Genomic DNA, 12,327 nt, shown 5'->3' on the forward strand with positions numbered 1-12,327 from the left:
CCAATTCTCTCAGACCGGGGTGCGGAGCCGTCCGCGCGTATCAATGGCTGATACAGAACTCGGGACAGCGGGCGGTACATAGCCTGGCCGGAACCCGGAAGATCGCCTTCACGTCTTGTGTAACAGGCGTCACTCAGCGGGCATGACGGGTGTACGGAGAAGGTGACAGCGAGTAGTCACAGGAGGGAGGGAGGGCGGTGACCGAGGGGGCCGGCATCCACACCGGGGACCTGCCGGACGACCTGACCGCGGCCGAGGCGGGCATGTGGCAGGCCTTCCGCAACGGCAGCGTGTACGACCTGAGCAGCGGGGACACCGTCGTCGACGATCCGCACGGCGGACACCCCTGGGGGCCCGAGCGGAGCGTCAGGGCGCGCATAGTCTGCTGGCTGCTGCTGGACGGGCCGCCCGCGCTCGCGGGCCGGGTGTCCTCGCTGAAGCTGACCGGCGTGCGGGTCACGGGCACGATGGACCTGGCGGGCGGCACGGTCACGCCGTACGTGGAGCTGCGCGGCTGCCGTTTCGACGACCAGATCCTGCTGCCCGAGGCCCGGTTCACGACCCTGCGCCTGGTGGACTGCGCCGTGCCCCGGCTGGAGGCGGCCCGGGTGCACACCGAGGGCGATCTGCACCTGCCGCGCTGCCGCTTCCAGAACGGGGTGCGGCTGACCGACGCGCACATCGGCACGGACCTGCTGCTCAACCAGGCGATCGTCTACCGGGACCGCAGCGGCCGCTCGATCGCCGCGGACGGCATGACCGTGGGCCAGGACCTGCAGGCGGAGCTGCTGGAGTCGCACGGCGAGCTGAGCCTGCGCAGCGCCAAGGTCGGGGTCTCACTGAGCCTGCGGGGGGCGAAACTGGCCAACCCGTACGCGCGCCTGGCCCTGAACGCCCCCCAGCTGACGGTCGAGCGCACCCTGTACCTGACCCCGGCCGGCGTGGGCAACCCGCTGCTGAGCGGGACGACCCCCGCGCGCGGGACCCGCATCCAGCGCTTCGAGTGCCGGGGCGGGATACGGCTGGACGACGGGCGGTTCGGGGACGCCGTGGACCTGGAGCGGGCCCGGTTCGTCTTCACCGACGACCAGGAGCTGTCGCTGCGCCGGGCGCAGACGCCCGAGCTGCGCTTCCTCGGGGACGGGCCCGAGCGCGGGAAGGTGGTGCTGTCCGGCGCGCGGATCGTGAACCTGGTGGACCACGCGGGCAGCTGGCCGGGCCCGGGCAACCTCCACATGGGCGGTTTCGCCTACGAGAACCTGGTGCCTCAGGGCCCGTTCCCGCTGACCCGGCGGCTGGACTGGGTGGCGGCGGCCACCGCCGAGTACAACCCGGAGCCGTACGAGCGGCTGGCCACCGTGCTGCGCGCGGCCGGCGAGGACGAGGACGCCCGCGAGGTGCTGCTCGCCAAGCAGCGCCGGCGCCGCGAGACGCTGCCGCCGGCCGCCAAGTCCTGGGGGTACGTCCAGGACTGGACGGTGGCCTACGGCTACCGGCCGGGCCGGGCCGCGGTGTGGATGGCGGTGCTGTGGGCGGCGGGCACCTTGGCGTTCTCGCACGCCGACCATCCGCCGGTGAACCCCGGTGGCCATCCGACCTGGAGCGCCGCCCTGTTCACGCTGGACCTGCTGCTGCCGGTGATCGACCTGGGCCAGGTCGGCCAGTGGCAGCTGCGCGGCGGCTGGCAGTGGCTGGCGGCGGCGATGATCCTGCTGGGCTGGATCCTGGCGACGACGGTGGCGGCGGGGGCGACCCGGCTGCTGCGGCGCGGCTGACGCCCGGTTCACCGGCACGCACGGATGCCTGCTCGTCGGTACGCACGTATGCCCGCTTCATCGGCACGTACGTCACATTGGGCAGGTACACCACATTGGTTGAACAATCACCTTTTACTTGTCCTTGACCATCGGACGTACAACCTTCCCCGACTTGCCCGGACCCTCTGGCGCTGCCCCGACCTGCGGACTTTCAATGGTCGACACCATGGCTCTGCTGCCGGCGTTCCTCCGCCCCACACGGATGACACGACATGCCTCGCGCCCCGCCGCCCCACAGCCGGCCGGCGACGAGGCAGTCCTCGACGCGCCCGACGAACGCCTCTCCCCCGTGCTGGTCGCGGCCGGCCGGGGCGAGTACGGCGCCGCCTCCGCTCTGCTCGCCACCACCCGCGCAGCGGCCGAGTGGGAGGCCCACGACCGCTACACCCGGCGGCTCGCCGCCTTCGCCCGCTCGCGCTGCGAGTGGTTCGAGGCCTGGCGCGACGCGGCCGCCCCGGACGACCCCGACGTGACGCTCGTCGCAGCCCAGCTCGCGGTGGACCGCGCCTGGCCCTCTCCGGCCCGCGCCGAGCTGCTGCGCGAGGTGAGCCCGTTGATCACGGCCGCCGCACGGGCCGACGACCGCGACCCGGTGCCCTGGCGGATCGCGCTCGACCACGCCCGCGGCTCCCGGGCCGGGCACCGCTACTTCGAGGAGCTGTGGGAGGCGGCGGTCCGGCGGGCCCCGCACCACTACGGCTGCCATGTGGCCGCCCTGCGCTACCTGAGCACCTCCTGGCACGGCTCGCACCGCGAGTGCTTCGACTTCGCCGACCTGGCCGCGCAGGACGCCCCGGCCGACTCGCTCGTCCAGGCGCTGCCGGCCCGGGCGGCCCTCTCCTATCTGACCGACGGCTGCGGCCCCGAGGTGCCGCGCGAGCGGCTGGACGCGGCGGCCGACCGGGCGGCCGAGCTCTCCGGCCGGTTCCCGGCGGCCACGCCGTCGTACGCCGAGATCCGCAACAAACTGGTCTACGTCCTCGCCCGGCTGGAACGCTGGGAGGACGCCCGCACCCAGCTGCGCCTGATCGGCCCGTACGCCACCTCGTTCCCCTGGGACCGGCTCTCCGACGACCCGCTGGGCCACTTCCTCAGGCTGCGCGAGGCACTCCTGACGGCCGCTCGCGGCACCACCCCGACCGAACTGCTGGCGGCACCGGCGCGACCGCGGAACGAACACCGCGGCCGGGTCGCCGCCACCGACCATTAGGCTGGGGCGCCGTGACCACCGTCCGTCTCCCACTGTTCCCGCTGAACTCGGCGCTGTTCCCCGGGCTCGTGCTGCCCCTGAACATCTTCGAGGAGCGCTATCGCGCCATGATGCGCGAGCTTCTGAAGACGCCCGAGGACGAACCGCGCCGGTTCGCCGTCGTGGCGATCCGCGACGGCCACGAGGTGGCACCGAGCGCGCCAGGCATGCCGGATCCGACCACTCAGCCCGAGCGGGGCCCGGCCGCGGGCTTCGGCCCGGACCCCCTCGCCTCCTTCCACGGCGTGGGCTGCATCGCGGACGCGGCGACCATCCGGGAGCGCGCCGACGGCACGTTCGAGGTGCTGGCGACCGGCACGACCCGGGTGCGTCTGCTGTCCGTGGACGCGTCGGGCCCGTTCCTGACGGCGGAGCTGGAGGAGCTGCCCGAGGAGCCCGGCGACGAGGCGGGCGCCCTGGCCGAGGGCGTCCTGCGCGCCTTCCGCCAGTACCAGAAGCGCCTGGCGGGCGCCCGTGAGCGCTCCCTGTCGACGGGCGCGGACCTCCCGGACGACCCCTCGGTGGTCTCCTACCTGGTGGCGGCGGCGATGGTCCTGGACACGCCGGCCAAGCAACGGCTGCTGCAGGCGCAGGACACCGCCTCCCGGCTCCGGGACGAGCTGAAACTCCTTCGCGCGGAGACGGCCATCATCCGTAACCTTCCGTCGTTGCCCGCGTTCGAGCTGACGCGGACGCCGACCAGCCTGAACTGAGCGAACCGAGGCCGACACACCGATGGCGAAGAAGTCGAAGAAGCAGTCCGCCGGCACTCCCGCGACGGTGTCCCTGACGGCGGCGGGCGTGGACTTCACCCTGCACTCCTACGACCACGACCCCTCCCATCCCTCCTACGGCGAGGAGGCGGCCGAGGCGATGGGTGTCTCCCCCGACCGGGTCTTCAAGACCCTGGTGGCGGACGTGGACGGCGCGCTGACGGTGGCGGTGGTGCCGGTCTCCGGCACGCTGGACCTCAAGGCACTGGCCGCGGCGGTGGGCGGCAAGCGGGCGACGATGGCCGACCCCACCCTCGCGGAGCGCACCACCGGCTACGTACGCGGCGGCATCTCGCCCCTGGGCCAGCGCAAGAAGCTCCGCACCGTCCTGGACGACTCGGCCGGGACGCACCCGACGATCTGCATCTCGGCGGGCCGCAGGGGCCTGGAGGTCGAACTGACCCCGGGAGACCTGGCAGAGCTGACCGAAGCGGTGCTGGCACCGATCGGCCGGGGCTGACGGGACTACGTCAGCGGGGCTCCGTACCCGTCCTTGGGGGCCGGTCCCTGCGGATACGGCTCGGGGTCCCGGGGGCCGAACAGTGCGGTCAGCCCCAGATGCACCAGCGCCGCGGCCAACGGCCAGGCCAGCAGCGCGCCCTTCGCCCCCAGCTTCAGCGGCGCCGAGAAGGTGACTCCCTTCCCGACCTGCCTCGCGTGCGCGATCACGTCGGACGTGGGCCCCAGCCACACCCCGAAGCGCCAGGCCAGCAGCGACCCGAGCAGACCGCCCACACCCAGCGCCACCACCAGCGGCACACCGCCGCGCCGCCGCAGCAGAAACACGACGACCGCGCTGACCAGCCCGAAGGCCAGCCCCAGCAGCGTGAACGTCCCGTCCACGCCGGCCGCCTGCTCCCCCTCGGTGTCCTTGAGGTAGACGACCCAGCTCTTGTCGAGCTCGTCCCCCACCAGCGGCACGTGCGGCGCCAGCCACCACCACAGCAGCCCGAACAGCAGCCCGCCCAGCGCCACCGCTATCGCGATCACGACGGCTTCCAGGATCTCGGTCTTCATCCCGGGGCCGTCCTGTTCGTACGGGCCCATGCCCGGCGCCCCGGCAGGCGGCGGCGCCTGCCAGGCCTGGTGCGGGGAGTCGTCGTGCGGCGGCGTGGGCGGAGTCAGCGGTGCGGTCACCCTGACATCGTGCCAGGTCGCGCTGTGGGCCGCGTCATCGGACGGCGGCCCTGCGGTAGGCCCAGGTCGCCACGGCCAGCGAGATCACTCCGACACCCGCGCAGACCCCCAGGTCAGCGAGGACGGCGGCCCAGTCCGGGTCGGCCCCGAAGGTCCGCGCGTAGGCCTCGACGCCGTAGGTCGACGGCAGCAGGTCCCGGGCCAGCCGCACGATCTCCGGCATCCGGTCGGCCGGCAGCACACCGAGCAGCAGCGCCGCCGACATGCCCAGCTGCCCGAGCAGCGTGGCCAGCTCGGGCCGCGGCGCGAGCAGCCCGCAGGCGGCGCCGAGTCCGGCGAGCGCGGCCCCGGCGAGCGGGATGACGGCCACCAGGATCCACAGGTTGGACAGCGGCAGCCCGAACAGCATGCACCCGAAGACGGCGGTCACCAGGGTCCCGGGCACGGTGAAGGAGGCGTACGCCCCCGCCGCGCCCAGCACCACCGCCGCCGGCGGCACCGGCAGCGTGGCGTAGTGGTCGAGCCCGCCGCTGGCCCGCAGCTGCCCGAAGTACTGCGACAGCAGATTGAGCGCGACGTACGCGACGACGAGCACCGAGGACCCGGCCACCACGGACTGCGCCTCACCGCCGCTGTCGACGACGCCCCGCATCATCACGGCAATGCCGATGGACTGGAAGGTCGCCACGAACAGCAGCGGGATGCGCGCCACCCGGGCCCGGGACAGCTGGGCCCGGTAGACGGCCACCAGCGACGGCCACAGCCGCGCGGGCGGCCCCAGTTCGGCCGCGGGCCGGGCCGGCTCCGGCACGTCCCGGGCACCGCCCTGCAGAACCTCCGCGGGTACGACACTCACGACGAGCTGCTCCTCTTCCCTACGGCAGCCGCGCCGCCGTCCCACAGGGACCATACGGGTACGGCGTTCCTCGCGCTCACGCCTTCACCAGCCCCTGCCGTGCCGCCCCGCCCAGCGCCAGGTAGACGTCCTCCAGGCTGGGCGTGGCGAGCGTGAAGTCGTCCAGGGCGGCGAAGGCGGCGCCGCCGGTCACCGTGGCGACGACGGCCCGGGCCTCCTCGGGCGCGAGCCGGAGCGTCCAGCGCCGGCCGGACTCCACGGCCCGTTCGCGCAGCACGGCGACCTCGGGCACGTCCAGCGGCGCCCGCTCCCGCCACACCAGTTCCACCCGCACCTCGCCGGAGACCTGCTCCTTCAGCCCGGCCGGGGTGTCGCAGGCGATGACCCGGCCCTGGTCCAGCACGGCGACCCGGTCGAGGACGGTCTCCGCCTCGATGACGTTGTGGGTGACCAGCAGCACGGTCGTACCGCGCTCGGCCCGCCGCCGGTCCACGGCCGCCCACACCGCGCGCCGGGCCACCGGGTCCATGCCGGTGGTGGGCTCGTCCAGCACGAGCAGCGACCGCTCGCCGACCAGGGCGGCGGCGAGGCAGGCGAGCCGCCGCTGTCCGCCGGACAGCTTCTTCAGCGCCCGCCCGGCGATCGGTGTGAGGCCCAGTTCCTCGAGTACCGCGTCCCGCTCGGCGCGCGCCTGCCGTACGTCCAGGCCGCGCAGGCGTCCGGTGGTCTCGGCAGCGAGCGCGACGGTCAGCTCGTCCAGGGCGGAGGACTCCTGCCCCAGGTAGGCGAGGATCCGGGCGGCCCGCTCGGGGTGCCTGACGATGTCGTGGCCGAGGATCTCGACGCTGCCGGTGTCCGGCCGCAGCAGCCCGGTGAGCTGCCGTACGAGGGTGGACTTGCCGGCGCCGTTGGGCCCGAGCAGCCCGAAGATCTCTCCGCGCCGTACGTCCAGTTCCACGCCGTCGGTGGCCCGCACCTCGGGCGCGCCCGGCGTTCCGCGCCGCCCCTTCACGGGCGGATAGGTCTTGCTGAGCCCGCGCACGCGTACGACCTCGTCATGCCGAAGTGCCTGTCCCACGCGCGTACTCACAAGGCACGAGACTACGGGGTCCGGCCCCTTTACTCGCCTTTGGGGCCTCTTCCCACCCGCGGCTTCCCGTCCCGCCACCGGGAAAGTCCCGGCTCACTCCCCGGCGGGGGCGTGCTCGGCCGCGGCCGGCACGTCGATCTCCCGCCAGAAGCCCGCCCGGATGGCGTAACGATCGTGCTCGTCGATCTGGTCGTCCTTGTGGGCGAGCAGCCCGAAGCGGGCGGCGTAGCGCAGCAGCTCGCCGTCGATGCGGTGCGGGATGCGCGGGTACATCGTGGACAGCCGCTGCAGATGGCTCTGATCGCCGAGCCGGGACATCCAGCGGCGGGCGAAGACCTGGCCCACCTCGTACGGGTCGCCGCCGACCGTGGTGATGTCCTCCTCCCGGTCGGCCCAGCGCTGCTCGGCGGTGGTGACCTGGGCCAGCGTCGGCATGGAGGCGATCTCGGGCGGCTCGGAGACCCCGCCCGGCCGGTCCACCCAGCCCTTGTCGGAGGACCACCTGAGGGTCGCGGTCGCCGGATGCTGCACGGCCTGCGCGCCTGGCGCGCGCAGCGCGGCGAGGTCCTTGGGGGTCGGCACGCCCTTGGGGGCGGGCACCCGCTCCTGGGTTCCTGCCTCGGCCGAGGCGGCCGGCGCGTGCGCGCCTTCCTCGGCGGGTGCCTCGGCGGCCGTGGAGAGCGAGGACTCGGGCAGCGGCGCGGAGAGGATCGCGGCGATCTCGGGGCGCGGCACGGGCTGGGGCGCGCAGACGCCGGTCAGCTCCTTGGCGCGGACCGCCTGGGTGATCCAGGCCCGGTCCAGCACGCGCCGCTCGTCGGCCTCGGCGACCAGGTCCTCGGACTGGTTGTAGTCCCCGTCGGCGGCCTGTACGGCCCACAGGTGGACGGCGACGCCGTGCTCCTTGGCGGCCATCATGCCGGGCAGCAGGTCGCCGTCGCCGGTGACCAGGACGACGTCGGAGCAGGCGCGGTTGCGGGCCAGCTCGGTCAGCTCGGCGTGCATGGCGGCGTCCACGCCCTTCTGCGCCCAGCGTCCGTCGCTGCGGGTGAGGGCGCCGAGCCGGACGGTGACACGAGGCATCACACGCAGCCGGCGGTGCTCCGGCTGGGGGACCCGGTCGGGGGCGCCGTCGAACCAGTAGATGCGCAGCAGCGGGCGCTCGGTCTCCGACTCCGCGCGTTCGCGCAGGGCCTGGATCAGCGCGGCGTGGTCGACGGTGATCCGGGACCTCGAGGGCTCACCGGCAAGGAGGCTGGCGGCGGCTCCCAGCAGATACCCGGCGTCCACCAGAACGATGCAGCGGTCCACGCGACTCACCCTCTTCCCAGGATGCTCTTGCTCCGGACTTCCTTTGCTTCGGACTTCCTTCGAGTCTGCCCGACCACGCGGGGGTTAACGGCCGGAACTCGATCTTCGGCGTGGCGTTTGCGCATACCGCCGGCCCATCGACCCTGTTACACACGGTAATTATCCGACATGCGCGTAATGTCAGCTTATGTGAATCTGGTCGCGGCCCTGGCCCCTAGATCCCCCACAGGAGGCAGATCACCATGGCCAAGAACAAGAACCGCAAGCAGGGCAGCCAGCAGCAGCGCTCGCAGGCCCAGCCGGCCCAGGAGCACGCGCAGCGGTCGTCCTCGGAGACGCACGAGTCCCCGATGCACGTCCCGGGCAGCCCGGCGGATGTTGCGCGTAAGAAGCAGCAGCGCTTCGGCCACAACTAAAGGGCAGTTGAAGCCCAGGCACGCGGAAGGGGCGCACCCGCCGAGGGTGCGCCCCTTCCCGCTGCATCGGCTCAGCCCGCCAGACAGGACGGGCCGAGCAGCACCTTCAGATCTCCGAAGAGAGCCGGATCCGGCTTCACACGGTGCCGGTCCAGCCGGAGCACCGTCGTCTTCGTCGGCCCCTGGAGCTTGATGCGGACCTCGCTCTCGCCCCGGTGGTGGCTGAGGATCTCGCCGAGGCGGCTGACCATCGGCGGGGTGACCTTGACCGCGGGGATGGTGAGGATCACCGGCGCGTTGGTGCCCGCGTTCGACAGGTCGGGCACCTGGAGCTCCATCGCGACCAGCCGCGGCACGTCCTCGCGCTTGTCGAGCCGGCCCTTGACGAACACGACCGCGTCCTCGACGAGTTGGGTCGACACGAGCTGGTACGTCGCCGGGAAGAACATGCACTCGATGGAACCGGCGAGGTCCTCGACCGTGGCGATCGCCCAGGCGTTGCCCTGCTTGGTCATCTTGCGCTGCAGGCCCGAGATGATGCCGCCGATGGTGACCACCGCGCCGTCCGCGTGCTCACCTCCGGTGAGCTGGGCGATGCCCGCGTCGGCCTTGTCGGACAGCACGTGTTCCAGGCCGAACAGCGGGTGGTCGGAGACGTACAGACCGAGCATCTCCCGCTCCTGGGCGAGCAGATAGGTCTTGTCCCACTCCTCGGTGGTGAACTCGACGTCCAGTCCGAAGCCGGGCTCGCTGCTCTCCTCCTCGCCCATCCCGCCGAAGAGGTCGAACTGCCCCTCGGCCTCCTTGCGCTTGACCGCGACCACGTTGTCGATCATCGGTTCGTACTGCGCGGTGAGGCCCTTGCGGGTGTGCCCCATGGTGTCGAAGGCGCCGGCCTTGATCAGGGACTCCGTGGTGCGCTTGTTGCAGGCGACCGCCTCGACCTTGTCGAGGTAGTCGGGGAAGGAGGCGTACTTGCCCTTGGCCTTGCGGCTCCTGATGATCGACTCGACCACGTTGGTACCGACGTTGCGGACGGCCTCCAGGCCGAACAGGATCACGTCGTCGCCCTGCGCCGCGAAGTTGTGCACCGACTCGTTGACGTTCGGCGGGAGCACCTTGATGCCCATGCGGCGGCACTCATTGAGGTAGACGGCCGACTTGTCCTTGTCGTCCTTGACCGAGGTGAGCAGCCCGGCCATGTACTCGGCGGGGTGGTTCGCCTTCAGGTAGGCGGTCCAGTACGAGACCAGGCCGTACGCGGCGGAGTGCGCCTTGTTGAAGGCGTAGCCGGCGAAGGGGACCAGCACGTCCCACAGGGCCTGGATGGCCTCGTCGCTGTAGCCCTTGTCGCGGGCGCCCTTCTGGAAGAGGACGAAGTTCTTGGCCAGTTCGTCGGGCTTCTTCTTGCCCATCACGCGGCGCAGGATGTCGGCCTCGCCGAGCGAGTACCCCGCGATGATCTGGGCGGCCTTCTGGACCTGCTCCTGGTAGACGATCAGGCCGTAGGTGACGGCCAGGACCTCTTCCAGGGGCTCCTCCAGCTCCTTGTGGATCGGGGTGATCTCCTGGAGCTTGTTCTTGCGCAGCGCGTAGTTGGTGTGCGAGTCCATGCCCATCGGGCCCGGACGGTAGAGCGCGGAGACGGCGGAGATGTCTTCGAAGTTGTCGGGCTTCATCAGACGCAGCAGCGAGCGCATGGGTCCGCCGTCGAACTGGAAGACGCCCAGGGTGTCGCCGCGCTGGAGGAGTTCGAAGGTCTTCGGATCGTCGAGCGGCAGGGCCAGCAGGTCGAGGTCGATGCCCTTGTTGGACTTCACCATCTTGACGGCGTCGTCCATGATCGTCAGGTTGCGCAGGCCGAGGAAGTCCATCTTCAGCAGGCCGAGCGACTCGCACTGCGGATAGTCCCACTGCGTGATGGTCACGCCGTCCGTGTGGCGCACCCAGATCGGGGCGTGGTCGACGATGGGCTCGCTGGACATGATCACGCCGGCGGCGTGCACACCCATCTGCCGGACCAGGCCCTCGACGCCCTTCGCGGTGTCGATGACCTTCTTGACGTCCGGCTCGTTCTCGTACATCCCGCGGATCTCGCCGGCCTCGTTGTAGCGCGGGTGCGAGGGGTTGGTGATGCCGTCGAGGTCGATGCCCTTGCCGAGGACGTCGGCGGGCATCGCCTTGGTGAGCCGGTCGCCCATGGCGTACGGGTAGCCCAGGACGCGCGCGGAGTCCTTGATCGCGTTCTTGGCCTTGATCTTGCCGTAGGTGCCGATCATGGCGACCTTGTCGGCGCCGTACTTCTCGGTCACGTACCTGATCACCTCGACGCGCCTGCGCTCGTCGAAGTCGATGTCGACATCGGGCATGGAGACGCGCTCGGGGTTGAGGAACCGCTCGAAGATCAGGCCGTGCGGGATCGGGTCGAGGTCGGTGATGCCCATGGCGTAGGCGACGATCGAGCCGGCCGCCGAGCCTCGGCCGGGGCCCACCGCGATGCCGTTGTTCTTGGCCCACATGATGAAGTCGGCGACCACGAGGAAGTAGCCCGGGAACCCCATCTGGATGATGACGTCCATCTCGTACTCGACCTGCTTCTGCCGGTCGTCCGGGACGCCGCCGGGGAAACGGCGGTCCATGCCCCGGCGGACCTCCTCCTTGAACCAGGTGACCTCGGTGTAGCCGTCGGGGATGTCGAACTTCGGCATGAGGTTCTTGGCCTCGAACATGCCGGTCGTGTCGACCATCTCGGCGACCAGGAGGGTGTTGGCGCAGCCCTCCTGCCAGGCGTCCGAGGAGTCGACGGCGTACATCTCGTCCGTGGACTTCAGGTAGTAGCCGGTGCCGTCGAACTTGAACCGGTCCGGATCGGAGAGGTTCTTGCCGGTCTGGATGCACAGCAGGGCGTCGTGGGCGGTCGCCTCGTGCGCGTACGTGTAGTGCGAGTCGTTCGTCACCAGCGGCGGGATGCCGAGCTTCTTGCCGATCTCGAGGAGGCCGTCGCGGACCCGGTGCTCGATCTCGATGCCGTGGTCCATCAGCTCCAGGAAGTAGCGGTCCTTGCCGAAGATGTCCTGGTAGTCGGCGGCGGCCTTCAGGGCCTCGTCGTACTGCCCGAGGCGCAGCCGCGTCTGGAGCTCGCCGGAGGGGCAGCCGGTGGAGGCCACGATCCCCTCGGACCACTGGGCGATCGTCTCCTTGTCCATCCGGGGCCACTTCTGGAGCCAGCCCTCGGCGTACGCGTCCGAGGAGAGCCGGAAGAGGTTGTGCAGACCCGTGCTGTTCACGGCCCACATCGTCTTGTGGGTGTAACCACCGGAACCGGAGACGTCGTCGCGCTTCTGGTGCGGCTGGCCCCACTGGATCTTGCGCTTGTTGCGCCGGGACTCGGGGGCGACATACGCCTCGATCCCGATGATCGGGGTGACTCCGGCCTTCTTCGCGGTGTGGAAGAAGTCGTACGCGCCGTGGAGGTTGCCGTGGTCGGACATGGCGATGTGCGTCATGCCCATCTCGTTGCAGGCGTTGAACATGTCCTTGAGCCGCGCGGCACCGTCCAGCAGCGAGTACTGGGTGTGGACGTGCAGGTGCGTGAAGGGCGGCTTTGACACGGTTTCGGCCTCCAAGGGAAACAGGCGTCTACGATCTTCCGACCGGCTGTGGACCGACTGCGGACGG

At 71.2% G+C, this 12,327-nt stretch carries 10 protein-coding genes; 5 read left to right on the plus strand and 5 right to left on the minus strand.

Translation table 11 applies throughout. The annotated features are described in order from the left end of the window. Positions 1-197 precede the first annotated feature (197 nt). The 4 genes from AC07DS_RS21070 (at position 198) to ybaK (ending at position 4,299) form a co-directional block, all read left to right on the plus strand. Positions 198-1,775, plus strand: a complete 1,578-nt coding sequence (locus tag AC07DS_RS21070) for an oxidoreductase (RefSeq protein ID WP_479147366.1) — start codon at positions 198-200, stop codon at positions 1,773-1,775. Between the two features lie 196 nt (positions 1,776-1,971). After that, entirely contained in the window at positions 1,972-3,027 is a 1,056-nt protein-coding gene (locus AC07DS_RS21075; RefSeq protein WP_479147367.1) for a hypothetical protein, read from the plus strand. Between the two features lie 11 nt (positions 3,028-3,038). Then, positions 3,039-3,779 carry an LON peptidase substrate-binding domain-containing protein gene (locus tag AC07DS_RS21080; protein WP_479147369.1) on the plus strand — a complete coding sequence of 247 codons (741 nt, stop codon included), beginning with the start codon at positions 3,039-3,041 and terminating at the stop codon, positions 3,777-3,779. 22 nt (positions 3,780-3,801) lie between these two features. Next, the gene (ybaK, locus tag AC07DS_RS21085; RefSeq protein WP_479147370.1) at positions 3,802-4,299 is read left to right on the plus strand and encodes a Cys-tRNA(Pro) deacylase; all 498 of its coding nucleotides are present in this window, start codon (positions 3,802-3,804) and stop codon (positions 4,297-4,299) included. 5 nt (positions 4,300-4,304) lie between these two features. On the opposite strand, the gene AC07DS_RS21090 is transcribed toward ybaK, so the two are convergent. The 4 genes from AC07DS_RS21090 to AC07DS_RS21105 all read right to left on the minus strand — a co-directional run bounded on the left by AC07DS_RS21090 (position 4,305) and on the right by AC07DS_RS21105 (position 8,233). Further along, positions 4,305-4,976, minus strand: coding sequence for an AAA family ATPase (locus AC07DS_RS21090; protein WP_479147372.1), 672 nt, complete (start codon positions 4,974-4,976; stop codon positions 4,305-4,307). 34 nt (positions 4,977-5,010) lie between these two features. Next, positions 5,011-5,832: an ABC transporter permease gene (locus AC07DS_RS21095; RefSeq protein WP_479147374.1), complete on the minus strand. Its 822-nt coding sequence runs from the start codon at positions 5,830-5,832 to the stop codon at positions 5,011-5,013. A 76-nt stretch (positions 5,833-5,908) separates the two neighbouring features. Continuing rightward, complete coding sequence (locus tag AC07DS_RS21100; protein WP_479147376.1) at positions 5,909-6,922, minus strand: ABC transporter ATP-binding protein; 1,014 nt, start codon at positions 6,920-6,922, stop codon at positions 5,909-5,911. A gap of 93 nt (positions 6,923-7,015) precedes the next feature. Continuing rightward, positions 7,016-8,233 (minus strand): NYN domain-containing protein, encoded by a 1,218-nt coding sequence (locus tag AC07DS_RS21105; protein WP_479147377.1) that lies wholly within the window; start codon positions 8,231-8,233, stop codon positions 7,016-7,018. A 242-nt stretch (positions 8,234-8,475) separates the two neighbouring features. On the opposite strand from AC07DS_RS21105, the gene AC07DS_RS21110 reads away from it, so the two are divergent. Then, positions 8,476-8,649 carry a hypothetical protein gene (locus AC07DS_RS21110; RefSeq protein WP_186581279.1) on the plus strand — a complete coding sequence of 58 codons (174 nt, stop codon included), beginning with the start codon at positions 8,476-8,478 and terminating at the stop codon, positions 8,647-8,649. A 71-nt stretch (positions 8,650-8,720) separates the two neighbouring features. Here the strand turns inward: AC07DS_RS21110 and dnaE are convergent, their stop codons facing one another. Further along, entirely contained in the window at positions 8,721-12,260 is a 3,540-nt protein-coding gene (gene dnaE, locus AC07DS_RS21115; RefSeq protein WP_479147379.1) for a DNA polymerase III subunit alpha, read from the minus strand. Between the last annotated feature and the right edge of the window lie 67 nt (positions 12,261-12,327).

The organism is Streptomyces sp. NPDC044064, from assembly GCF_056434245.1.

Coding starts and splice junctions, on each gene's coding strand:
- AC07DS_RS21075 (WP_479147367.1), top strand. CDS start 1,972: ATGGTCGACACCATGGCTCTGCTGCCGGCGTTCCTCCGCCCCACACGG.
- ybaK (WP_479147370.1), top strand. CDS start 3,802: ATGGCGAAGAAGTCGAAGAAGCAGTCCGCCGGCACTCCCGCGACGGTG.
- AC07DS_RS21110 (WP_186581279.1), top strand. CDS start 8,476: ATGGCCAAGAACAAGAACCGCAAGCAGGGCAGCCAGCAGCAGCGCTCG.